The sequence below is a fragment of the Streptomyces sp. MBT65 genome (assembly GCF_016612545.1).
GTDB lineage: Bacteria > Actinomycetota > Actinomycetes > Streptomycetales > Streptomycetaceae > Streptomyces.
Map to the genome: position 1 here is coordinate 1 of NZ_JAENRY010000235.1, position 23,978 is coordinate 23,978.

General features: G+C 71.5%; 19 protein-coding genes. 9 read left to right on the forward strand and 10 right to left on the reverse strand.

The features are described 5' to 3' along the window. Window positions 1–53: 53 nt before the first annotated feature. The 4 genes from JHN63_RS37455 to JHN63_RS37470 all read right to left on the reverse strand — a co-directional run bounded on the left by JHN63_RS37455 (window position 54) and on the right by JHN63_RS37470 (window position 4,131). Window positions 54–548: a universal stress protein gene (locus JHN63_RS37455; RefSeq protein ID WP_200689403.1), complete on the reverse strand. Its 495-nt coding sequence runs from the start codon at window positions 546–548 to the stop codon at window positions 54–56. 16 nt (window positions 549–564) lie between these two features. Further along, window positions 565–1,815 carry an arsenic transporter gene (locus tag JHN63_RS37460; protein ID WP_200689448.1) on the reverse strand — a complete coding sequence of 417 codons (1,251 nt, stop codon included), beginning with the start codon at window positions 1,813–1,815 and terminating at the stop codon, window positions 565–567. Window positions 1,816–1,885: 70 nt separating this feature from the next. Beyond that, a complete protein-coding gene (locus JHN63_RS37465; RefSeq protein WP_200689405.1) occupies window positions 1,886–2,593 on the reverse strand; it encodes a DUF4232 domain-containing protein in 708 nt (235 codons plus the stop codon). Window positions 2,594–2,736: 143 nt separating this feature from the next. Beyond that, window positions 2,737–4,131, reverse strand: a complete 1,395-nt coding sequence (locus JHN63_RS37470; RefSeq protein WP_200689408.1) for a serine/threonine-protein kinase — start codon at window positions 4,129–4,131, stop codon at window positions 2,737–2,739. A 46-nt stretch (window positions 4,132–4,177) separates the two neighbouring features. On the opposite strand from JHN63_RS37470, the gene JHN63_RS37475 reads away from it, so the two are divergent. Further along, complete coding sequence (locus tag JHN63_RS37475) at window positions 4,178–4,720, forward strand: RNA polymerase sigma factor (RefSeq protein WP_200689411.1); 543 nt, start codon at window positions 4,178–4,180, stop codon at window positions 4,718–4,720. Between the two features lie 12 nt (window positions 4,721–4,732). Here JHN63_RS37475 and JHN63_RS37480 read toward each other — a convergent pair whose 3' ends face one another. After that, a complete protein-coding gene (locus tag JHN63_RS37480) occupies window positions 4,733–7,108 on the reverse strand; it encodes a SpoIIE family protein phosphatase (RefSeq protein WP_200689413.1) in 2,376 nt (791 codons plus the stop codon). 256 nt (window positions 7,109–7,364) lie between these two features. Between JHN63_RS37480 and JHN63_RS37485 the strand changes: the two genes are divergently transcribed. Both JHN63_RS37485 and JHN63_RS37490 read left to right on the forward strand, forming a co-directional pair. Then, on the forward strand, window positions 7,365–10,463 hold the full coding sequence (locus tag JHN63_RS37485; protein WP_200689422.1) for a glycoside hydrolase family 2 TIM barrel-domain containing protein: 3,099 nt from the start codon (window positions 7,365–7,367) through the stop codon (window positions 10,461–10,463). A 153-nt stretch (window positions 10,464–10,616) separates the two neighbouring features. Continuing rightward, complete coding sequence (locus JHN63_RS37490; RefSeq protein WP_200689424.1) at window positions 10,617–12,860, forward strand: glycoside hydrolase family 9 protein; 2,244 nt, start codon at window positions 10,617–10,619, stop codon at window positions 12,858–12,860. A 14-nt stretch (window positions 12,861–12,874) separates the two neighbouring features. Here JHN63_RS37490 and sigJ read toward each other — a convergent pair whose 3' ends face one another. Beyond that, entirely contained in the window at window positions 12,875–13,801 is a 927-nt protein-coding gene (gene sigJ, locus JHN63_RS37495; protein ID WP_200689426.1) for an RNA polymerase sigma factor SigJ, read from the reverse strand. Window positions 13,802–14,001: 200 nt separating this feature from the next. Here sigJ and JHN63_RS37500 point away from each other — a divergent pair, with 200 nt between their 5' ends. The 4 genes from JHN63_RS37500 (at window position 14,002) to JHN63_RS37515 (ending at window position 17,012) form a co-directional block, all read left to right on the forward strand. Continuing rightward, complete coding sequence (locus JHN63_RS37500; protein ID WP_200689427.1) at window positions 14,002–15,615, forward strand: DHA2 family efflux MFS transporter permease subunit; 1,614 nt, start codon at window positions 14,002–14,004, stop codon at window positions 15,613–15,615. Beyond that, a complete protein-coding gene (locus JHN63_RS37505) occupies window positions 15,612–16,223 on the forward strand; it encodes a hemerythrin domain-containing protein (RefSeq protein ID WP_200689429.1) in 612 nt (203 codons plus the stop codon). Before JHN63_RS37500 ends, JHN63_RS37505 begins: the two co-directional genes overlap by 4 nt. Before the next feature lie 165 nt (window positions 16,224–16,388). After that, window positions 16,389–16,634 (forward strand): hypothetical protein, encoded by a 246-nt coding sequence (locus tag JHN63_RS37510; protein WP_200689430.1) that lies wholly within the window; start codon window positions 16,389–16,391, stop codon window positions 16,632–16,634. A 3-nt stretch (window positions 16,635–16,637) separates the two neighbouring features. Further along, on the forward strand, window positions 16,638–17,012 hold the full coding sequence (locus tag JHN63_RS37515) for a toxin Doc (RefSeq protein WP_200689431.1): 375 nt from the start codon (window positions 16,638–16,640) through the stop codon (window positions 17,010–17,012). Window positions 17,013–17,025: 13 nt separating this feature from the next. On the opposite strand, the gene JHN63_RS37520 is transcribed toward JHN63_RS37515, so the two are convergent. Continuing rightward, window positions 17,026–17,919 carry a helix-turn-helix domain-containing protein gene (locus JHN63_RS37520; protein ID WP_200689432.1) on the reverse strand — a complete coding sequence of 298 codons (894 nt, stop codon included), beginning with the start codon at window positions 17,917–17,919 and terminating at the stop codon, window positions 17,026–17,028. Between the two features lie 135 nt (window positions 17,920–18,054). Here JHN63_RS37520 and JHN63_RS37525 point away from each other — a divergent pair, with 135 nt between their 5' ends. Together JHN63_RS37525 and JHN63_RS37530 are read left to right on the forward strand one after the other, a co-directional pair. Next, window positions 18,055–18,930 carry an oxidoreductase gene (locus tag JHN63_RS37525; RefSeq protein ID WP_200689433.1) on the forward strand — a complete coding sequence of 292 codons (876 nt, stop codon included), beginning with the start codon at window positions 18,055–18,057 and terminating at the stop codon, window positions 18,928–18,930. Window positions 18,931–19,319: 389 nt separating this feature from the next. Beyond that, window positions 19,320–20,963 carry an RICIN domain-containing protein gene (locus JHN63_RS37530; RefSeq protein WP_200689434.1) on the forward strand — a complete coding sequence of 548 codons (1,644 nt, stop codon included), beginning with the start codon at window positions 19,320–19,322 and terminating at the stop codon, window positions 20,961–20,963. Between the two features lie 132 nt (window positions 20,964–21,095). Here the strand turns inward: JHN63_RS37530 and JHN63_RS37535 are convergent, their stop codons facing one another. The 3 genes from JHN63_RS37535 to JHN63_RS37545 all read right to left on the reverse strand — a co-directional run. Next, window positions 21,096–21,791, reverse strand: a complete 696-nt coding sequence (locus JHN63_RS37535) for an alpha/beta fold hydrolase (RefSeq protein ID WP_200689435.1) — start codon at window positions 21,789–21,791, stop codon at window positions 21,096–21,098. Window positions 21,792–21,836: 45 nt separating this feature from the next. Then, on the reverse strand, window positions 21,837–22,508 hold the full coding sequence (locus JHN63_RS37540; protein WP_200689437.1) for a cyclase family protein: 672 nt from the start codon (window positions 22,506–22,508) through the stop codon (window positions 21,837–21,839). Further along, a partial coding sequence (locus tag JHN63_RS37545; RefSeq protein ID WP_200689447.1) for a cytosine permease occupies window positions 22,508–23,978 on the reverse strand: 1,471 nt, incomplete at its 5' end. The genes JHN63_RS37545 and JHN63_RS37540, both read right to left, overlap by 1 nt.

Consider the following 23,978-nt stretch of genomic DNA (forward strand, 5'->3'; position numbering starts at 1 on the left):
GTTACGGAGGCGGATACGGCGGTGGCTACGGGGGCGGGTACGGCCGCTGAGCCTCAGTGCGGATGGTGCGGCGGTGGCGGCGGCAGGGTCGAGATGCCCGGCGCCGCCTCCGGCCACACCAGCAGCACCGGACAGGGCGCGTGATCGACGGCGAACCGTACGGCGGGCCCGAGACTGTGCGGGCCCAGCCGGGCCCGGTCGCCGTCGCGGGCCAGCACCAGCAGATCCGCGTCCCCGGCGGCGGCCACCACCTCGCGCTCGACCCGTCCGGCCCGCTCCACGCGGGTGCACGGCCGCCCCAGCCGCTCGGCCGCCGCGGCCAGCAGCTCCGCCGCCGACGTACTGCCGAGATCCTCCAGCCGCGTCCCGGGATCACGCCGCGGACCGCCCCGGCCGAGCAGCCCGGCGAACGCCCCGTGCGCGACCCCGGGCACATCCGGCCCGCTCACATGCAGCAGCACCACCTCGGCGTCCTGGGGCGCATGCGTCCGTACGGCGTCCACGCAGGCGGGCCAGGTGCCCTCGACCAGCCAGGCGATCACACGCATTCGGCCTCCCTCGGTGTCAGAGAACCTGGAGCGACACCCACAGTGCCACCACGGCGGGGACGAGCGCCGACGGCACGGCGAGCAGCCCCAGCTTCGTGAACTCCTTGATATCCACGTCATGTTCGTGCTGATGCACGATCCGCCGCCACAACAGCGTCGCGAGCGAACCGGCGTAGGTCAGGTTCGGCCCGATGTTCACCCCGAGCAGCACGGCGAGCACGGCCCCGGGCCCGGACTGCGCGGTCAGCGGCAGCAGGACCAGCACCGCCGGCAGATTGTTGATGAGATTCGCCAGTACGGCGGCCAGCGCGGCGATCCCGAGCAGCGCCGCGATCCCGGTCCCGCCGGGCAGCAGATGCCCGAGCGCGTCCGAGAGACCGTTGTCCACCACCGCCCGCACCACGATCCCGAGCGCCAGCACGAACGCCAGGAACGACGGGGCGGCGGCCCGCACGACCGTGAGGGGGGTCGCCTGCCGCCGTAGCAGCGCCCGGCCGGCGAGGACGAGTGCCCCCGCCAGGGCGGCCCACGCGGGATCGATGCCGACCGCCGAGGTCAGCACGAACCCGGCGAGGGTGCAGGCCACGGTCGCCAGCGCGAACACCGGCAGCTCGGGCTTGTCGCCGGAGGTGGGGGAGGGGGCCGCCGCCGCGAGGTCGCGGGCGAAGAACTTCCGGAACACCAGGTACTCGGCGCCGATCGCGACCAGCCAGGGGAGTGCCATCAGCCCGGCGAACCGGGTGAAGCTCAGGCCGCTCGCCGCGAACGCGAGGAGGTTCGTGAGATTCGAGACCGGCAGCAGCAGCGAGGCGGTGTTCGACAGATGCGTGCACGCGTAGACGTGCGGCTTGGGACGCACCCCCATCCGGGACGCCGTCGCGAACACGACCGGCGTCAGCAGCACGATGGTGGCGTCCAGGCTCAGGACCGCCGTGATCACCGAGGCCAGTGCGAACACCGCCGTCAGCAGTCGGCTCGGACTGCCCTTCGCCCACTCGGCCATCCACGCCCCGCAGGCCCGGAACAGCCCCTCCACATCGCAGAAGTGGGCCAGCACGAGCACCGCGGCGAGGAACCCGACCACCGGCCCGAGCTGCTCCGCCTCCGCCCGCGCGTGGTCGAGCGAGATCGCCCCGGTGGCCACGGCGATGCCGGCGGCCGGGACCGCCATGACGGCCTCCGGCCACCCGAAGGGCCGCACGACGGCCCACACGAGGACGGCGACGAGCAGGACGACGGACAGGGCTTCGGCGAGCGGGGTGTTCAGGGGACGGTCCTCCGGGACGCGGGACGTGGTGCCCGCTCCATGTAACCAGGCCGCGGGGCGCGACCCGTGCTCAGGCGCCCGTACCCGCGCTGAAGACTGTCAGTCGTACCGAGGACGAGTTCCCCGACACCGGCACCGCGCCGTTGGTCCAGGTCACCTTCAGCGGGTCCTTCTCGTCGGGCGGGGTCACCACCAGCGTCGTGGGGGTGGCCGTCTTCGCGCCGCTGATCTCGGGGTTGGAGAAGGTCAGTCCGGCCCAGGCGCTCCGGCCCGGCTTCAGCGTGACGGTGGTGACCGTGCCGCCCGACTCGCGCACGGGGTTCGCGCCCAGCTGCGTGCCGGACGCGTTCACGAACGCGGCGCCGGGAAAGCCACGGACCGTGCAGGTACGGCCGGACATGTTGGTGAGGACGATCGGGAAGTTCTCCTGCCCGGCGCCCGGGTCGTTGCCGCCCACGTTCGCCCGTAGCTCGGAGGTGTGGCACCGGCTGCTGCCGGAGGTCGAGGTGGTGGACGTGGAGGAGCCCGACGACGTCGTGGGCGAGATCGAGTCCGAACCGGTGGCGGTGGTGGTGTCGCTGCCGCTCGACGAGGTGACCGGCGTGCCCGACCCGTCGGCCGAGGGGTCGCCGCCCGCCGGCGCGGCCGTACCCGACTGGGTCTGCGGGCTGCTCACCGTGCCGCTGCCGTTGCCGCAGGCCGTCGTCGTCAGGCCGAGTACGGCGACCGCGCTCACGAGCAGGGCGGCCCGGCGCAGGGACGGGGACGTGTTCGCCATCTTCGACACTCCTGGAAGTTCACCGCACAGCGCCTCGCGCGCCGTCACAGTGGTCCGATGCGCGTGTGCGCCGAAAGGTTCGCGGGACCGCCGGAATTCTTCCGGCGGCGACCCCGACAGTAATTCCGAAACGCCGACCGGGATCAGGTGACGCGCAGCGAGCGCAGTATGCGGGTGGTCGCGTCGCCGCCGTGCTGCCGGATCTGGACGTAGACCTGCGGCTGCGCGGTCCCGCCGACCAGGCGCAGCGCGGTCTCCGAGAGGGTGCCGGTGGCGCCCGAGCAGTCGCTCCAGGTGCGGATCGTGCCGCGCCAGGTCGCGCTCGCGTAGGCGTGGCTGCCGTCGTAGTGACAGCCGGAGTGGGCGAGGGCGTCCACCTTCGTCGTCACGCTGCCGTGCTCGCTGAGCCCGACGAACACGCCGTTCACGTCCGCCGAGAGGTCCTGCCACTTCGCCAGGTCGTCGGCGACGGCCAGCCCCGGCTCCTGCCCGGACTGCAGACCGAGGGCCTGCGGATTCCAGCCCGAGTCGCGCAGCTGACGACCCCAGGCGGCGGGCACCTCCACCGCCACCCGGCCCGTGCTGTCCTTGACCTCCAGTTGCGAACTCCCGGACGACGACGGCAGGTTGAGCACCAGGGCACCCGCCCCGGCGGCCACCACGACGAAGAGGCCCGCCATCAGCGCGATGCTCCGGTGCCTGCTGTGCGGCTTGTGCGTGGGGGTGGCCTTGACGCGCACGGGGGCCGGGGTTCCGGCCAGCCGCTCCAGCTCCTCCGCGAACGCCCGGGCCGTCGGCCAGCGCCGCTCCCGGTCCGGCTCCAGCGCGCGCAACAGGGCCCGCTGCACCTCGGGGGACACGTCAGGTCGCAGCCGGTCCGGCCGTACGACCTGACCGGGTGCCCCCGGAACCGTGCCGGTGAGCAGTTCGTAGCCGACCGCGCCCAGGCTGTACACGTCGGCGCGCTCGTCGATGCCCGAGCCGGGCTGTGCCTGTTCCGGCGGCTGATAGCCCGCCGAACCCGCGGCCAGGGTGAGCCCCGAGGCGTTCGCCAGGCTCTTGGCCAGGCCCAGGTCGGCGAGCAGGACCCGGCCGGTGCCGTCCGGGGTGGTGCGCAGCAGCACGTTGGTCGGCTTGATGTCCCGGTGGACGATGCCCGCCTTGTGCAGCGCGGCGGCGCCCCGGGCGGCCAGCGCGGTCAGCCGCAGCACCTCGGAGACGGGCAGCGGACCCGCGGTGAGCAGATCGGCGAGGGTGCCGGCGTCGGCGTACTCCATGACGAAGTACGGCCGTCCGTCCGGCAGTTCACCGATGTCGTAGACCTGCACCACGCGGTTCGAGTCGGCCCTGCGCAGCAGCCGGGCCTCGGACAGGAAGCGGTCGACGATGTCGAGGCGGTGCGCCCAGTTGTCGGCGAGGACCTTCACGGCCACCGGGGCTTCGAGCACGTCGTCGTGCGCGAGCCAGACCGTGCCGAACGCGCCGGTACCCAGGCGGCGTTCGAGTCGGTAGCGGCCGATCTGTTCGACGAAGTGCATGCGACTATCATGCCTGCTCGTAGATCGAGGCGGAGGAGTGGATCCAGTGCGGGACACGGCGCGGACCGAGGAACTGGCGCGACGGGCCGCGGCCGGTGACACGGTGGCCCTGGACGAGCTGCTGCGGTCGATCGGACCCGAGGTCCTGCGGCGCTGCGGGCGCTTCCTGCCGTGCCGTGAGGACGCCGAGGAAGCGGCGCAGGACGTGCTGATGCAGGTCGCGCGGAAGATCGGCACGTTCGAGGGTCGCAGTCTCTTCAGCACCTGGCTCTACACGGTGGTCGCCAACGGCTCGCGACAGAAGTACCGCGAGCTGAAGCGGCGGGCCGCCGAGCAGCCGGCCGTGATCGATGTGAGCCAGCACGTCGACCCGCGCACCACGAGCGTGATCGCCGGGTCGAAGATCGATCTTCTGGAGGCGCTGGAGCGCCTGGAGCGCGAGCAGCCGCACCTGGTCGCGCCGCTGGTCTACCGGGACATCTGCAACCTGGAGTACGCCGACATCGCCGAGCGCCTCGGCATCCCGCTCGGCACCCTCAAGTCCCGGCTGCACGAGGCCCGCCGCCAGGTCAGGCCCTGGCTGGTCTGACCTCCCCGACGCTCAGCCCTCGTCGAGGAGCGACAGCTCGGCCCAGATCGTCTTGCCGTCGGTCGTGTGCCGGCTGCCCCAGCGCTGGGTGAGCTGCGCGACCAGCAGCAGTCCGCGCCCGCCCTCGTCCCAGGTCTTGGCGCGGCGCAGGTGCGGGGCCGTGTGGTTGGTGTCGGAGACCTCGCAGATCAGCGTGGACGCGTCATGGATGAGCCGGAGCCGGATGGGGTGCGCGCCGTAGCGGATGGCGTTGGTGACCAGCTCGCTCACCACCAGTTCGGCCGTGAACCCGGCCTCGCTCAGATTCCACTCGTCGAGCTGCTCGACGACCCGTTTGCGGATCGGCGCGACGAGGGAGGGGTCGGCCGGGATCTCCCAGGTCGCGACCTGCTCGGCGGGCAGCCCCTGGGTGCGCGCGAGCAGCAGCGCCACGTCGTCGGCGGCACCGCCCGGCGGGAGCACGGCGTGCAGGATGCGGTCGCAGGTCTCGTCCAGGGAGTCCGAGGGGGCGTACAGGGCGTCGAACAGCAGCCGTTGGCTGTCGTCGAGGTCCCGGTCGCGGTTCTCGATCAGCCCGTCGGTGTACAGCGCGAGCACGGTGCCCTCGGGCAGCTCGAACTCGGCTGATTCGAAGGGGAGTCCGCCGAGGCCGAGCGGCGGTCCGGCGGGCAGGTCGACGGGCTCGGGCGGGCCGCCCGGCCGGATCATGACCGGCGGCGGATGCCCGGCGCGGGCCAGCGTGCAGCGCCGGGACACCGGGTCGTACACCGCGTAGAGGCAGGTCGCGCCGACCTCGCCCGGGCTGCCGTCGCCGCCGGCCTCCGCGGACAGCCGTACGACGAGGTCGTCGAGGTGGGTCAGCAGTTCGTCCGGGGCCAGGTCGATGTCGGCGAGGGTGCGGACGGCCGTGCGCAGCCGGCCCATCGTGGCGGAGGCCTGGATGCCGTGCCCCACGACGTCACCGACGACCATGGCGACCCGCATCCCCGACAGCGGGATCACGTCGAACCAGTCGCCGCCGACGCCCGCGCGCGCCGCCGGCAGATAGCGCGAGGCGGCCTCCAGGGCTGCCGTGCGCGGCAGTTTGCGGGGGAGCAGGCTGCGCTGGAGGGCGAGCGCCGTCTCGCGTTCGCGGGAGAAGCGGCGGGCGTTGTCGATACAGACGGCGGCGCGGGCGGTGACCTCCTCGGCCAGCAGGACGTCGTCGTCGGCGAACGGGTCGATGCGCCGGTACCGGGTGAGGACCGCCACGCCGAGGGTCACTCCGCGGGCCTGGATCGGTACGGCCATCGAGGAGTGGATGCCGTACTCCTCGACGCGCTCGGTGCGGGTCCTGTCCCAGGCGAGCCAGAGTTCGAGGGCGCGGCCCGAGGCGACGAGGCTGCGGCCCGCGACCAGCGCGTCTGCCTGCGGGGAGTGCTCCGGGTACACATTGAGCTGGCCCTGCTTGGCGACGGCCTCGGGGCTGCCCTGCTGCACCGACTGGTGGGCGGCCCGGCGCAGTCTGATCGGCGCGGTGATCGCCGTCGGGGGCTCGCCGCCGTGCTCCTGCGGATCCAGCAGATCGATGCTGACGAAGTCGGCGAGCGCCGGCACACAGACATCCGCGAGCTCTTGGGCCGTACGGGTGACGTCGAGGGTGGTGCCGATGCGGACGCTCGCCTCGTTGACGAGTTGCAGCCGCTCCCGGGACAGGTAGTTCTCGGTGAAGTCGTGCGCGGCCAGGCACACGCCGCGCACCCGTCCCTCGGCGTCGGTGATCGGCGCCATCCGGGCCAGCCAGGCGTGGGCCACGTCCTCGCCGCCGGTGCGCATGTAGATCTGGAAGTCCTGGGCGGTGCCGGACGTGAGCACGCGCAGCATGTACTGCTCCAGCTCCGCGCTCTGCGTCTTGCCGCCGATCTCGGTGATCCGCAGCCCCTGGATGCGCTCCTCGGGCAGACCGATGACCTCGCCCATCGCGTCGTTGACCCGGCTCAGCCGCAGCCGCTCGTCGTAGACCGCGATGGCACACGGAGACTGGGTCAGGGCGGCGGTGGCGAGCGGGTCCTCGGCGGCGCGCGGGCCGCCGCCCTCCAGGGGCGTCACGACGAGCCAGCTGCCCGGGCCGCCGTCCCGGGGGTGCCGGTGATGGGCCAGCAGCCACACGGTCACGGCGTGGCCGTCGCGGTGGCGCAACGCGACCGTGCCGTCCCAGCGGGCACCCGTGGGCTCGGGCCACGCCTCGGCGGCGTCGGCCAGCAGCCGCACGGCCGGGCGGCCCACGACCTCGTCCGCGGTGTGGCCGAGGAGCCGCCGGGCCCCGTCGTTCCACTCCACCAGCGTGCCCGCGTCGTCGATGACAACCCGCGCCGTCGCGGCATCGTCGAACGGGTAGACCGGTCTCATCGTCGCCACTCCATCGCGCGCACTCACAGTGAACAAACACGTCACTTGCGTTCCAGCCTAGTGCGTCACGGTCCCGCGCGGACGAGAACCCCCAGGGCCGGAGGTCACGACGGACACGGGGGAAAACCGGTCGAAGCGGCGCGCAGGACGACCGTCCGCTTCCGCACCCTTGACGCCCCGGCATGGCACCCCGTCAGAATCTGTTCGGTCACGATCAGTTGTGAGTACTTCTGGGCCCTACTGAGGGAGAGCCGCCATGACGGTCACTCGCAGATCGGTTTTGATCGCCTCTACGGCCGCGCCGACGGCCGCGTCACTCCTGGCCGCCCCGGCGGCCCGAGCCACCACGGCAGGCGCTTCCGGCCGCCGCACGGTCCCACTCCGGGACGGCTGGCGCTTCGCGCTGGTCAACCCCGGCGGGATCACCGACCCCACCGGCGCCTACGCCGACGCCGCCGCACCCGACTACGACGACTCGGACTGGCGCCAGGTCGTCGCCCCGCACGACTGGAGCATCGAGCAGACCCCCACCACGGCGTACGGCACGACCAGCGGCACCGGCTTCTTCCCCGGCGGCCTCGGCTGGTACCGGATCGCCTTCACCCTGCCGCCGGCCTGCGCGGGCAAGCGGATCTCGGTCGAGTTCGACGGCGTCTACATGGACGCGTACGTCTACTGCAACGGCACCGAGGTGGGCCGCCACCCCTACGGCTACACCGGCTTCGCCCTCGACCTCACCGACCTGGCGCACACCGACGGCAGCACGGAGAACGTCCTCGCGGTGAAGGTCCAGAACCGGCTCCCGAGCAGCCGCTGGTACTCGGGCAGCGGCATCTACCGCGAGGCCCGCCTCGTCATCACCGAGCCCGTGCACCTCGAACGCTGGGGCACGTACGTCACGACCCCGGACATCACCGCCGAGCGGGCCGTCGTCCGGGTGCGGACGTCCGTGGTGAACGAGTCGGGCGCCGCGAGCGAGGCAGAGGTCGAGGTCCGATCGCGGGTCGTCGACCCCGGCGGCCGGACGGTGGGCCGCGCCGTCTCCACGGTGACCGTCGCCGACCGCAGCACCGAGACCCATGAACTCACCGTCCCCAGGCCCAAGTTGTGGGACATCGAGACCCCGCACCACCGCTACGCCGTGGAGACGGAACTGCGCGTGGGCGGCAGGACGGTCGACACCTACCGCACCCCCTTCGGCATCCGCACCTACCGCTTCGACCCGGACGAGGGCTTCTCCCTCAACGGCACCCCCACCAAGATCAAGGGCGTCGACCTCCACCACGACCAGGGCGCCCTCGGCTCCGCGATCAGCATCGACGCCGTACGCAGGCAGTTGACCATCATGAAGTCGATGGGAGTCAACGCCTTCCGCACCTCGCACAACCCGCCCTCGCCACAGATCATCGAAGCCTGCGAGGAGTTGGGCATCGTGATGATGGTCGAGGCCTTCGACTGCTGGCACACCGGCAAGACGACCTACGACTACCACCGGTTCTTCGACGACTGGTGCGAGAAGGACGCCACCGAGATGGTCCTCGCCGCCCGCAACTCGCCCGCCGTGGTGCTGTGGTCCATCGGCAACGAGATCCCCGACTCCACCGCCACCGCAGGCCTCGCGATGGCCGACCGCATCATCGGCGCGATCAAGGCGGCGGACGACACCCGGCCGGTGGTCATCGGCTCGAACAAGTACCACGGGGTGCCCGCCAAGGGCTCCGCCGCCGACCTCATGCTCGCCAAGCTCGACGGACTCGGCCTCAACTACAACACCGCCAAGTCGGTCGACGCCCTGCACGCGGCCTACCCGAAGCTGTTCCTCTTCGAGTCGGAGTCCTCCTCGGAGACCTCCACGCGCGGCGCCTACCAGGAGCCCGAGCACCTCAACACCGGCGAGAACCACACCCCCGGCAGACGCGACACCTCCTCGTACGACAACAACCTCGCCTCCTGGACGATGAGCGGCGAGTACGGGCACAAGAAGGACCGCGACCGGAAGTGGTTCGCGGGGCAGTTCCTGTGGTCGGGCATCGACTACATCGGGGAGCCGACGCCCTACGACGTCTTCCCGGTCAAGGCGTCCTTCTTCGGCGCGGTCGACACGGCCGGCTTCCCGAAGGACATGTACCACCTCTTCCGCAGCCAGTGGATCAGCGAGCCCATGGTCCATCTGGTGCCGATGAGCTGGAACCACCGGCCGGGCGACACGGTCGAGGTCTGGGCCTACGCCAACGTCGACACCGTCGAGCTGTTCCTCAACGGAAAGTCCCTGGGGACAAGGGAGTTCGACACCAAGCAGACCACCGACGGCCGCACCTACCTGGAGACCACCGAGCCCACCGGCGACGACAAGACCTTCACCTCCGGCCCCTACCCCGGCAGCTACACCAGCCCGAACGGCAGCGCGGGCAAGCTCCACCTGATGTGGAAAGTCCCGTACGAGCCGGGCGAGTTGAAGGCGGTCGCGCGCAGCGGCGGCAAGGCGGTCGCCTCGGACGTGCTGCGCACGGCGGGTGCCGCGCATGCCGTGCGTCTCACGGCCGACCGCAAGCACCTTGCCGCGGACGGCCGTTCGCTGGTCTTCGTGACCGCGGAGATCGTTGACGCCCACGGGGTCGTCCTGCCCGACGCCGAGGACCTGATCGCCTTCGAGGTGAAGGGCGGGTCCCTGGCCGGACTGGACAACGGGCGGGAGGAGAGCGCCGAGCGCTACCAGGCGAGCACCCGAACCGCCTTCCACGGGAAGGCACTTGCGATCGTGCGGTCCGGTACGGCGCCCGGCGCGCTGAAGGTGACGGCGCGGGCGGACGGGCTGCGGAGCGGCACGGTCACCGTACGGACGACGCACGGCCGGGACGTGGTGCGGACCGAGGCGCCGGACTTCGCGGCCGACTATCCGAGCCCGCCCAACTACCCCTACGCCGACGCGAGTTACTCGGGCCGCCCCGACACGCTCCCGGCCGCCGTGCTCGACGGTGACCCGGCCACCGGCTGGTCCAACGCCTTCGCGAAGTCGGCGACGGCCCTGCTGCCCGCGTTCAGTGGCGCGCGCGAGGAGGACTGGGTGTCCGTGGACTGGGGACGGACGCGGTCCTTCGACCGGGTGGAGGTGTCGTTCACCGTGGACGCGACGCACAGCCTGCCCGCTGCGGTGACGGTCGCGGTGTGGGACGGGCGCGCGTGGGTGCCGGTCGAGGGGGCCGCCGTCGACTGGGCCACCGCTTCGGACGCCCCGACCGTCGTCACCTTCGGCGCCGTCCGTGGATCGCGGGTGCGGCTGACGCTGACCAGCGCCCGTCCCGGGACGGCTCAAGGGGCGGTAAGGATCGGCAAGTTGGAGGCACCGGCCGGATAGGGAACCGCTCACGGTCCGGACGGGAGGGAACCCGTTCGCGGTCCGGACGGGAATCTGGCCTGTCCGGACCGTTGACGGCGTGTCATGTCTCGAACAGCATGGCCTGCGTCCACAGCGCTTGGGAGCGCTCCCGCACCCATGAGGGGCACAGACGTGAAACGACGCGGCACGACCCTGCTCGCCGCCACGGCCCTCCTCGCGGCGGCGCTCACCACGCTCCCGGCCGGTCAGGCCGGGGCGGACGAGGTCGAACAGGTCAGGAACGGCACCTTCGACACCACCACCGAACCCTGGTGGACGACGAGCAACGTCACCGCGGGCCTGTCCGACGGGCGGCTGTGCGCGGATGTGCCGGGCGGCACGACCAACCGCTGGGACGCGGCCGTCGGCCAGAACGACATCACCCTGGTGAAGGGCGAGTCGTACAAGTTCGCCTTCACGGCGTCCGGTTCGCCCGAAGGGCAGGTCGCGCGGGCGATCGTCGGGCTGTCGGTGGCGCCGTACGACACCTACTACGAGATCAGCCCGGAGCTGAGCGGGTCGGGCAACTCCTATGCCTACACGTTCACTTCACCCGTCGACACCACACAGGGGCAGGTCGCCTTCCAGCTCGGCGGCGGCACGGACGCCTGGCACTTCTGCATGGACGACGTGTCGCTGCTGGGCGGGGTGCCGCCGGAGGTGTACCAGCCGGACACCGGGCCGCGCGTGCGGGTGAACCAGGTCGCCTATCTGCCCGACGGGCCGAAGAACGCGACGCTGGTGACCGCGTCCACGGCCGTGCTGCCCTGGCAGTTGAGGAACGCGGCGGGCACGGTGGTCGCGCACGGGCGGACCGTGCCGCGCGGCACCGACACGGCCTCCGCGCAGAACGTCCAGTCGATCGACTTCGGCTCCTACCGGGGGCGCGGCGAGGGCTTCACGCTGGTGGCCGACGGGGAGACCAGCCGCCCCTTCGACATCTCGGCGGCCGCCTATCAGCAGTTGCGGCTCGACTCGCTGAAGTACTACTACACCCAGCGCAGCGGCATCCCGATACGCGACGAGCTGCGCCCCGGCTACGCCCGCCCGGCCGGTCACCTGAACACCGCCCCCAACCAGGGCGACGCGAACGTCCCCTGCCAACCGGGCCTGTGCGACTACACACTTGACGTGACCGGCGGCTGGTACGACGCGGGGGACCACGGCAAGTACGTCGTCAACGGCGGTATCTCCACCTGGGAGTTGCTGAGCACCTACGAGCGCTCACGCCTCGCCCCCACCGGTCGGCCGGCCGCACTGCGCGACGGGACGCTCGCCATCCCCGAGAGCGGCAACAAGGTGCCGGACGTGCTCGACGAGGCCCGCTGGGAACTGGAGTTCCTGCTGAAGATGCAGGTACCCGACGGACAGCCGCTGGCCGGCATGGCGCACGACAAGGTCCACGACGCACAGTGGACCGGACTCCCGCTGCTGCCGAGCCAGGACCCGCAGAAACGCGAACTGCACGCCCCGACCACCCAGGCGACGCTCAACCTCGCGGCGACGGCGGCTCAGGCGGCCCGCCTGTACCGGCCCTACGACCGGGAGTTCGCGGCCAAGGCCCTGACGGCGGCCAGGAAGGCGTGGACGGCGGCGCTCGCCCACCCCGCGGTGTACCCGGACCCGAACGACGGCACCGGCGGCGGCGCGTACCCCGACGACGACGCGACCGACGAGTTCTACTGGGCGGCGGCGGAGCTGTATCTCACCACCGGGGAACGGCAGTTCGCCGACCAGGTCACCGACTCCCCGCTGAACACGGCCGACATCTTCGGCGCCCTCGGCCTCGACTGGTCCCGCACGGCGGCAGCGGGCCGACTCGACCTCGCGACCGTCCCCAACCGGCTGCCCGGCCGGGACCGGATCCGCCGCTCGGTGATCGAGGCCGCGAACACCTACCTGACCACACTACGAACCCAGCCGTACGGCATGCCGTACGCACCGCCCGGCAACCTCTACGACTGGGGCTCCAACAGCCAGATCCTCAACAACGCCCACATCATCGCCACCGCGTACGACCTCACCGGCGCCACGAAATACCGTGACGGCGCGCTCCAGAGCATGGACTACATCCTCGGCCGCAACGCCCTCAACATGTCGTACGTCACCGGCTACGGCGAGGCCAACTCGCACAACGAGCACAGCCGTTGGTACGCCCACGAACTCGACCCGAACCTCCCGAATCCGCCGAAGGGAACGCTCGCGGGCGGTGCGAACTCCTCCATCCAGGACCCGTACGCACAGAGCAAACTCCTGGGCTGCGTCGGCCAGTTCTGCTACATCGACGACATCCAGTCGTGGTCGACCAACGAGACGGCGGTGAACTGGAACGCGGCGCTGGCGTGGATGGCCTCGTTCGCGGCGTACCAGGGCTGACCTCCAGGCAGGGGTCACTCGTCCTCCTCATTCCTGCGGACGCGTGTGAGCTTCTCGGGGTTGGTCACGATGTACACCCCGGACACCTGGTCGCCCTCGGGCGTGAGGTCCATGACCATCACCGCGTACGGCGAGTCGCCCTCGAACAGCACGGCCGCGTCGTCGCCGTTGACGCGCCGGTAGCGCAGCTCCAGGTCCAGTGGACGGCGCCTGGCGGCGAACGAGTTGATGAGACGGACCGCCTTGTCCCGTCCGTGCACCGGCTGCAGCCCCGCCGGTTTCCGGTTGCCGCCGCTGTCGGTCCACACCGTGACGTCCGGCGCGAGGATCTCCATCAGCGCGGCGATGTCCCCGCCGACGGCGGCCCGCACGAACCGCTCGGTCGCCTCCCGTCGCACCCGGGGATGCGCCTCGTACAGCGGCCGCCGCGCGTGCACATGGGCCCGCGCCCGGTGCGCGAGCTGCCTTACCGCCGCCGGGGTGCGGTCGATGATGTCCGCGATCTCGGTGTGGGCGTACCCGAACACCTCGTTGAGGACGAACACCGCGCGTTCCAGCGGGGTCAGTGACTCCAGGACGACCAGCATGGCCAGCGACACGGACTCGGCGCGCAGTGCGGGGCCTTCGGGATCGCTGTCGGCGGTCTCGTCGACCAAGGGCTCCGGCAGCCACGGACCGACGTAGGTCTCGCGGCGGCGGCTGATCGTGGCGCGGCGCTGGAGGGCGTGGTTGACGGCGATGCGGACGAGATAGGCGCGCGGGTTGGTGACGGTGCCGAGCGCGTCGCGGCGGGCGCGGGCCGTCCAGGACAGCCAGGTCTCCTGGAGGACGTCGTCGGTGTCGGCGACGCTCCCCAGCATGTTGTAGACGAGGCCGAACAACAGCTCCCGATGGTTCATGAAGACATCGGTCGCCTCTTCGGTGACAGCGATCTCGGACATAGGTGCGCCTCCCCGGTGGCGTGCTCACCACTGCGAGGGGCGGCGGGGGCCGGAATGTGACGGCCGACGGGCCGAATGTGACGTACGTCTCGGCGAATGCGCGCGGTGTCACACCGGTCGGCCGTCCCGCCCTCTTGAACGCGAGTCCAACGCACGTTCAGTGCACGTCCTGTGCACCTCCTCTGCAAGGAGCCGACATCGTGTTCAAGAAGTGGCACGGCAACCCCTGGGCGATCCTCATCACGCTCTCGCTCGGGTTCTTCATGACCCTCCTCGACCTGACGATCGTGAACATCGCGATCCCCCAGCTCGGCGAGGACCTCGACGCGTCCCTGGACGAGATCCTCTGGATCGTCAACGCCTACACCCTGGCGCTGGCCGTCCTGTTGATCACCGGCGGACGCCTCGGCGACCTGCGCGGCAAACGCAATCTGTTCGCCGCCGGAGTCGCCCTGTTCACCCTGGCCAGCCTCGCCTGCGGCCTCGCCCAGGACCCCGCCCAGCTCATCGGGTTCCGCGCGGTGCAGGGCCTGGGCGCGGCGCTGCTCATGCCGCAGACCCTGTCGATCATCGCCGAGGTGTTCCCGGCCGACCGGCGCGGGGTCGCGATGGGTATCTGGGGCGCCGTGGCGGGGGTGTCCGGCGCGCTCGGGCCGATCCTCGGCGGCGTGCTGATCACCCATCTCTCCTGGCGCTGGATCTTCTTCGTCAACCTGCCCATCGGCGCGCTGGTCCTCGTGCTGACCGCGACGATCATCCCGGGCGCCCGGCGCACGGTACGGCGCCGCTTCGACACCCTCGGCGTCACGCTCGCCTCAACTGCCCTGTTCTGCCTGGCCTTTGGGCTGACGGAGGGGCAGCGGTACGACTGGAACGCCGGGATCTGGACCCTGTTCGGCGCGGCTGTCGCCCTGTTCACCGCGTTCCTCCTCCACGAGCGCGGACAGCAGGACGGCGAACCCCTGGTCCCGTTCTCGCTCTTCAAGGACCGCGACTTCAGCCTCATCAACTTCGTCGGCGTCACCGTTTCGTTCGGCGTGGTCGGGATGTTCCTGACGCTGACGATCTATCTGCAGTCCGTGCTCGGCTTCAGCGCCCAGAAGGCGGGGCTCGTGCTGCTGCCCGTCGCCCTCGGCTCGTTCGTCATGGCCGGACCCGCCGGAGCGCTCGCGGACAAGGTCGGCGGCAAGTTCATCCTGATGGGCGGGCTGCTCGCCTGGGCGGGCGGACTGATCTGGGTCGTCGGCGTCGCGGACGTCGACACGGGCTGGCCGGCCATCGCCTTCCCGCTGTTCCTCACGGGTCTGGGCGTCGGCTGCACCTTCGCCCCCATGGCCACCGAGGTCATGCGCAACGTCCCGCCCCGGCTCGCAGGCGCCGCCTCCGGTGTCACCAACGCGCTCCGCCAGGTCGGTTCGGTGCTCGCCGGCGCGGTGATCGGCGCGGTGCTCCAGGCCCGGCTCGCCTCCGCCCTGACCGAACAGGCGCGGGCCCGGGCCGGTCAACTCCCCGCCGCCTACCGGGAGTCCTTCGTCGCCGGGTTCTCCAAGGCCGAGTCCGACGTCGGCGCCGGGCGGCGGAGCGGCGCGCCGACCGGGGTCCCGCACGACATCGCCGAGCGGATGCGCGCGCTCGGCGGCCAGGTGTTCGGCCATGGCTTCGTCCACGCGATGGGGCCCGCCGTGTACGTCGCCGTCGCCGTCCTGCTGACCGGCGCGCTCGCCTGTCTCGCCGTACGACGACACCACGGCCCGTCCGCCAATCCGCACGCGCTGCCCATGTCCGAGCCCGAGTTGGAGGAAGCCGCACGATGACCATCGACTTCACACCCATGTACGCCTCCCACGACGCCTTCCGCCGCGACCTGGAGCGGCTCGCCGCTGCGGTCGCCGAAGGCCGGGCGCACACCGGTCCGGTGCTTGCCGGGTGGGAGAACTTCAAGCACCAACTGCACATCCACCACACCGCCGAGGACAGTGATCTGTGGCCGCGGGTGCGTGCTCGGATCGCGGGGCGGGTGCGGGAGCTGGCGCTCCTCGACGACATGGAGACCGAGCACGGTCGGATCGATCCGTTGCTGGCTGCGGTGGATGCCGCGTTGAACGAGCGGGCCTTCGAACTCCCCGATCTGGTACGGGCGTTGCGGGCGACGCTCGATGATCACCTGAAGCATGAGGAGGACGGTGCGTTGCCCTTGATGGGGGAGGTGTTGACCGGGGCGGACTGGGGGGCCTTCACCGGGCGGATCCGCAGGACGCAGGGGGTGCGGGGGGCCGCGGTGTTCGTGCCGTGGCTTGTCGACGGGGCGCCGGCTGAGGAGCGGGGGCGGGTTCTGGGGGCCTTTCCGCCGCCGGTACGGGTGCTCAACCGGGTTGTCTGGGAGGGGAGTTATCGGCGGCGAGGGTATTGGGTCGTTCGTTAGGCGGCGGCCGGTGGGGGCTGGGCGCGCCCACGCGGGGGAGCCGCACATCGACACAGCCCGGCGCTCCTGGCTCCGCCTGTCCGGATCGGTGTCCCTGGTACCGCCTCATGGGCCTCTTGACCTGGTGGTATTTACGGTTGAGTACCCGCGCGGTACCGTGGTGGCATGCCAGCTCTCAACGTGGAGTTCAGCGATCGTGAGCTCGAGGATCTGCGGCGGATGGCCAAGGAGCGCGGTACGTCGATGAAGGCGTTGGTGCGGGAGGCGGCCGCGGCCGACATCGCCCGGCACCGGGCGTTGCAGGAGGGGGCCGAGGCCTTCCGGCGGTTCTTCGCCACGCACGCCGACGAATTCGCCGCCGCGTTTCCGGACGACGAACCGTCGGCCAAGGGCGAGGGGCGGGTCGCCTGACGCATGGCCGTCATCCACATCGACGTGCCCTGGCTGCTCCAGCGGCACGAGGAAGTCCTGCCGGACCAGCCCACCATCAACGACTTCTCGGCGTTGGTGGCCGCCGTCGCCCGCCACCGCGTCGATCCGCCCCGCCTCGGCGTCGACTCGGACCCGGCCTGGCGAGCCACCGCCCTGCTGCACACCCTCACCCTGCTCAAGCCGCTGCCCTCGGCCAACGCCCGCTTCGCCTGCGCCACCGCGGTCGCCTACATGTTCGTCAGCGGCGTCGGCATCGATCCGCCCTACGGCGCCCTCGTCGACCTCGCCCGCGATCTGATCTCCGGCAAGACGGATGTGTACGGCGCGGCGGACCGCTTGCGTTCCTGGCAGATCTGACCGCTGCGACGCGTCAACGGTCCTCGTCGAGGCGGGCGTTCTCGTCGCGTGCCAGGGAGCCCTGCTCGCCGTGGGCGTTCTCCGACGCGGCGAGGCTGCCCAGCAGTCCCAGCAGTTCGGCGCTGCGGCTGCCCGGCTCGGCGTGGAAGACGACCATGCTCAACGTGTTCGTGCCGGGGATCTCGAACTTGTTCGACCGCAGCTCGAAGTCGCCGACGAGGGGGTGACTGAGGAGGCTGGTCCGGCCGAGCATGGGCCGTACCTCGTGACGGCTCCACAGGAGGCGGAAGCGGTCACTGCGCACGGACAGCTCGCCGACGAGTTCCACCAGCCGGGGATCGTCGACGTCGGGCCCGATGTGACCGCGCAGGGTCGCCACGCCCTCGGCCGTCAACTCCTCCCAGTCGCGGCGCAGTTGGTGCTCGGCGGGGTCGAGGAACACCGCCCGCAGCAGGTTCACACCGGGTGTGTAGCTCGGGGACAGCGCCCGGCACAGCGCGTTGGACGCGAGGCAGTCCGTGAACCGGTTCTGCACATACGCCGGGTGACCGGACCAGGTGTCCAGCAGTTCGCGGACGCTCACCGGTACCGCTTCGGGCCGCCTGGCCCGTCTGCGGGACACGGCCGGCCGCTCCGGCTGCGCCAGGCCGACCAGATGGGTGGTCGCGGAGGCGTCCAGGCGCAGCACCCGGGCCAGCGCCTCCACCACCTGCACGGACGGGTTGCGGTCGCGGCCCTGCTCCAGTCGCAGGTAGTAGTCGGAACTGATGCCGGCCAGCAGGGCGACCTCCTCCCGGCGCAGCCCCGGCACCCGGCGCAGCCCGCCACCGCTCAGGCCCACGTCCTCGGGCCGGACCCGTTCACGGCGGGCCCGCAGAAACTCGCCGAGCGCGTTCTTGCTGTCCACGCTCCCCACCGTAGGTCCGAAATCCTGGAGGTGCGTGTCCCTGTCACTACCAGGAACATCCGGGTACTGCCTGCCCGGCCGGGACGGGCGCAGAGTCGGTGACAGCACCCGACACCCATCGAAAGGCGCGCCACCATGTCCGACACCGTTTCCGGCGGCACCCTCACCCTCGCCGAGGACCTCACCCTCACCCGCATGGGATACGGCGCCATGCAACTGGCCGGCCCCCACGTCTTCGGCCCGCCGAAGGACCGCACCGAGGCGGTGGCCGTCCTTCGCGAGGCCGTCGAGCGGGGCATCACCCACATCGACACCAGCGACTTCTACGGCCCCGTCGTCGTCAACGAGATCATCAGGGAGGCCCTCCACCCCTACCCCGACGACCTGCACATCGTGACCAAGGTCGGCGCCCGGCGCGGCCCCGACGGCAGCTGGATCATGTCCCGGCACCCCGAGGACCTCAAGGCCCAGGTGTACGACAACCTCCGCAACCTCGGGCTCGACGCGCTGGACGTGGTGAACCTGCGGGTCGGCACCCAGGACACCGCCGACGAGGAGCCGATCGGGGAGAAGTTCGGTGCCCTGGCCGAGTTGCAGAAGGCGGGGCTGATCCGGCACCTCGGGCTGAGCGCGGTCTCCACCGCCCAGCTCACCGAGGCCCGGGCCATCGCCCCGGTCGTCACCGTGCAGAACCTGTACAACCTGGCCAACCGGCAGGACGACGCCCTCGTCGAGCGGTGTGCCGCGGAGAACATCGCGTTCGCCGCGTACTTCCCGCTCGGCGGCTTCACCCCGCTGCAGTCGCGGACCCTCACCGACGTCGCCGCCCGGCTGGACGCCTCGGCCCAACAGGTCGCCCTGGCCTGGCTGTTGCAGCGCTCGGCCACCACCGTCCTGATCCCCGGCACGTCCTCGCGCGCGCATCTGCGGGACAACATCGCCGCCGCCGACCTGGTGCTGCCCGCCGACGCGGTCGCCGAACTCGACGCCATTGGCGGGCCCGTGGCCTGATGCGGGAGGGCGGGGGTGGGCCGCCCCCGCCCTCGGGGCCGCCGACCCAGGGCGGGAGGAGCAAGGTCGGCGGCCGTTTGGCGCGGGAGAGCCGCCGTCCAGCGCGTGGCCTCCGAGAAGGGCCGATTCCAGTGGACCGCGGTGCGTCGGGCCCCGGGAGCGTGCGTGCCGCACCGGCGTGGGCGCATGGTTCACACGGGGCGCATGGAAAGTCGAAAGCCGGTGCGAGTGAACCGAGTTTTCAGCGTCTCTGACTTACTTCAACGAGGTGGAAGTTACCCAAGTGCCTTGTTGGGTTCGGTGGGTTGTGCAAGGGTGAAACACCCGCGCGGGGATAAAGCCCGGGGCTCATTGACCTGTTGATGAACCGAATCCGAGGAATCCACTCCGTGTCCATCCCGCCCCCTCCTCGTCCTCCTTACCCGCCGCCGGACGGCGGGGCCCCCGAGGAATCCGACGAGACCCTGGCCGCCCGGCTGCGGGGCCGTCCGGAGGGCGAGGCCGCTCATTCCGTCGCGCTGCTGATGGCGCGGCACTGGCGGCCGGTCCAGGATTACGCGGGCGTCTGTCTCGCCGCCGAGGGGGCCGTGCCCGCGATGGCCGCCGCGGCCGCCTTCCACCGGGTGTTCGACCGGCTGACGTTCGGCGAACACGGGGTGGCACTGCGGCCCCGGCTGCTGCTGACCGTGCGCGACACGATCCGGGAGTGGACGCTGGAAGAGCGAATATCCGGTGTTCTGCCGGACCTGGAGAATCCCTCCGGGGGCCGCGGCATGCGGGCCGCGAAGTCCATGACCGCCGAAAATCGCAAGCTCGCCGAGCGCTCTTTCCAGACTCTTACGCCGTTCGCCCAGTGTCTGCTGTGGCACACCGAGGTCGAGGCCGAGTCGATAACCGTGCCGGCCGCCCTGCTTGGCATGGACACCGACAACGCGTCGGCCGCCCTTCAGCAGGCGCACGAAAAATTCCGCGAAGGCTGTGTACGCGCCCACCGGGAACTCGCGCCGACCCCGGATTGCCGCTTCTACAACCGTCTCCTCGACGTCCCCATTCGGCGCGGCGGCGCACTCCTGCCGGATGTCCAGCAGCATCTCGCCCAGTGCCGGTACTGCCGTTTCGCCGCCGAACAACTCAGCTATTTCGAAGGCGGGTTGGGAGTCCTTCTCGCCGAGGCCGTACTCGGCTGGGGAGCCCGTCCCTACCTCGCGTCCCGGCCCGGCCGCGCCGGGCGCGACACCCGGACCAGGGCCGGCGCCCGGCACGGCGCGCATTCCGGCGGCGGCACCGGACGGCACCGGCTGCTGTCCAGGATCCCCGCACCCGGCCGCCGGATCATGGACGCGGCCCGCGCGGCCCGGGCCGAGCGGTCCACCCGGGCGCTGGCCGTCGGCGCCGGGCTGGTCGGCGCCGGGGTCGTCGCCATCGCGCTTGCCGTCGGGCTGTGGCCGGACCACGACGGCGGCACCGCCGAGCCGGTCGCCTCCGGCACCACCAACAGCGGCTCCGGACAGGCCTCGTCGGCGGCACCCGGCACGGCCGGACTCCCCGCCGCACCTGGGCGGACGAGGCTGCACAACGCCGCCGCCGAGCTGTGTCTCGACATCGTGGGCACCCCGAAGGCCGGCGCCGGCACCCGGCTGGCCGAGTGCTCGTCGGCCGTGACCCAGGAGTGGTCGTACGACGCCGACGGGCTGCTACGCAGCGCGGCGAGCCCCGGGCTGTGCCTGGACTCGCACGCGGACGCCGGTGTCGTCGTCCTCGGCACCTGCGCCGACGCGAAGGCCAAGCGCGGCAACGATGTGCGCTACGACCTCACCGTGCAGGGCGAGTTGCTGCCCCGCTGGAACTCCCAGCTCGCGCTCACCTCGACGAACACCGAGCCGGGCGCCGACATCGTCCTCAAGGTCCGCGACGGCTCCACCGCGCAGCGCTGGCTGACCGACTCGGTGACGGCCAGCCCCGGTTCGCTGTCGATCACCGGCACCGGAGCCCCGTCACCGCGCCCGGCGAAGATCTCGGACCGGCTCAGCTGACGACATCGCCCGGTGGGCTGCCGGTCAGATGGTCCGCGGCGTTCCGCTCCGCGGCCTGGCTCGCGGGTCCTCGTCCACGGTCTCGACGACGGTGACGTCCACCCAGTCGGGGGTGGGGGAGAGGAACGCGCGTCAGGGGCGGGTGGCCGACTCGACGAGTATGCGGGCCAGTTCGCGGGGCTGGGAGAACATCGGCCAGTGGCCCGTGTCCATCCGGACCAGCTCCCAGCGCCCGCTCGCGACCAGCTCCTCCGCCGGGGCCGGCAACTCGTCGCCGTCGAGAAGGCACTTGACGTAGGTGGCCGGGAGCTCGCCCAACGGGTGGGCCAGGACTGCCGGTTCGGTGAGGGAGTCGCCCGGGTGCGGGGTCCCGTCGGTGACGATGCGGGCGATCTGCTCGTCGGTGAGATCCTGGCCGGCGAAGTCGGCCGGGTCCGGGGGCGGCCAGACTCCGCCGTGCTCGGCGAGGGACTTCCTGACGGGGTCGCTCGGGAAGCCGTCCAGCATCGACTCCCCGTCGACCGGCACTCCGGCATCGACGAACACCACCCGGGTCAGCCGGTCGCCGATCCGCTCGGCCGCCTGGCCCACGGGCACACCTGAGTAGCTGTGTCCGACCAGGACGACGTCCCGCAGATCGAGGCGCTCGACCTCGTCGACGATGTCCCGTACATGGGTCTGCTGCCCGGCCGCAACACCCTGCTTCTCGGCCAGCCCGGACAGGGTCAGCGCATACGCCTCGTGCCCTGCCGCACGCAGCTCGGGCACCACCTCGTCCCATGCCCACGCACCGAGCCATGCCCCTGCCACCACAACGAATCGAGTCATGGGCCCAACGTAACCGCCGGGTCTGACAACGGCCCTGCGGGACGATCAGACCGCCCGCGCCACGGCCCGCACCGGGGCGCCGTCCGCCCCCGCCAGCCGCAGCGGGAACAGGAACAACTCCACGTCCGGGAGCCCCACGACCTGGTCGAGCCCCGTGAGGTTCTCGGCGATCACCCCGCCCGCACCGCACAGCACGCGGTGGGCGGGCAGGGCCAACTCGGCCGACTGGTCGCCCGGTTCGGGCGTCGGGTCGACACTCAGCGCGTCGACCGCGACCGTACGGACGCCCGCCGCGACGAGGGCCTCGGCGGCCTCCGGGGTGAGCCACGGGTGGGCGAGACAGGCGTCGGTGCCCCAGTACGCCGACCAGCCCGTGGCCAGCAGCACCAGCGAACCCGGCCGCAGCCGGAGCCTGTTCAGCACGGGTGCCAGCAGTTCGGGCGTGATCGGCGCCCGGGCCGACAGCCCCCGTACGTCGGCGACCACCGCAGGCCCGCCGAAGAACTCCAGGGGCAGTTCGTCGAGGCGGGGCCAGGCGTCGTCCACGTGGTACGGGGCGTCGACATGCGTGCCGGACTGCGAACCCATGTGCAACTGAAGGACGTTGACACCGTCCCGGGGCGCGCGCAGGGCGGGGGAGACCTCGACGGCCGGGTCACCGGGATACACGGGCATCCCGGTGACGACGGGCACGGAGAGGTCGATCCAGCCGGACATCAGCTGCCCTCGGCGACCAGCGCGGGCGCAGCCACCGCTGGTCCGGGACCGGTGATCGGCGGCACCGGGACCTCGACCGTACGGGCCAGCCGGGCGCCCTCCGGGCCGTAGACCGCCCGGGGTTCGGGGAACAGCCGGAGCAGGGACAGGAACAGCACGGCGGCCACGGCCAGTGACAGGGGCAGGCTGATGTCGACGCCGTTGGCGAGGTCGCCGAGCGGGCCGACGAACTGGCCCGGGATGTTGGTGAACAGCACGCCCACCACGGCGGCCACCCACCAGGCGGTCATGCCGCGCCAGTTCCAGCCGTGCGTGAACCAGTAACGCCCGCTGCGTTGACGGCGGTTGAAGACCTGGAGCGCGTCGGGGTCGTACCAGCCGCGCCGGGTGTAGAAGCCCAGCATCATCACGACCATCCAGGGTGTGGTGCAGGTGATGATCATCGTGGCGAAGGTCGAGATCGACTGGACGAGGTCGAGGCCGAACCGCCCGATGAAGATGAACGCGATGGACAGCACACCGACCAGCATCGTCGCCTGCACCCGCGACAGCCGCGGGAACACCGAGGAGAAGTCGAGCCCGGTGCCGTAGAGCGAGGTCGTGCCCGTCGACATGCCGCCGATCAGGGCCAGCAGACAGACCGGCAGGAAGAACCAGCTCGGCGAGATCGCGAGGAGTCCGCCCACGAAGTTCGGGGCGGCCGGGTCGACGTACTTCGGTGCCTTCGCGGCGATGATGCTCGCCGTCGCCAGGCCGAAGACGAACGGCAGGAGCGTCGCGATCTGCGAGAGGAACGCGGCCCCGACCACCTTGCGGCGCGGGGTGTTCGCCGGGATGTAGCGCGACCAGTCGCCGAGGAACGCGCCGAAGGACACCGGGTTCGAGAGCACGATCAGGGCCGCGCCGATGAACGACGGCCAGAACAGCGACCGGGTCGCCGCGTCCGCGGAGGACGTGAAGACTCCGGCGTACGACGGGTCGAAGTCACCGGCGAAGGCGATCGCGCCGAGCAGGAACAGGACCGTCGCGGACAGCACGGCGATCTTGTTCACGAACAGCATGAACCGGAAGCCGTAGACGCAGACCGCGAGGACCAGGACGGCGAACAGCGCGTACGCGACGACGTACGACAGCGTGCTCTGCTCCAGGCCGAACAGCCGGTGTGCGCCGCCGACCAGGGCGTCGCCGGAGCTCCACACCGAGATGGAGAAGAACGCGACGGCGGTGAGGAGGGACAGGAACGAGCCGACGACCCGGCCGTGCACGCCCAGGTGCGCGGAGGACGCGACCGCGTTGTTCGTGCCGTTGACCGGGCCGAACACCGCCATCGGGCACAGGATCAGCGCGCCCACGACGACTCCCAGGAGCGTGGCCGCGAGGCCCTGCCAGAAGGAGAGGCCGAACAGGATGGGGAAGGCGCCCAGGACGCAGGTGGAGAAGGTGTTGGCACCGCCGAAGGCGACCCGGAAC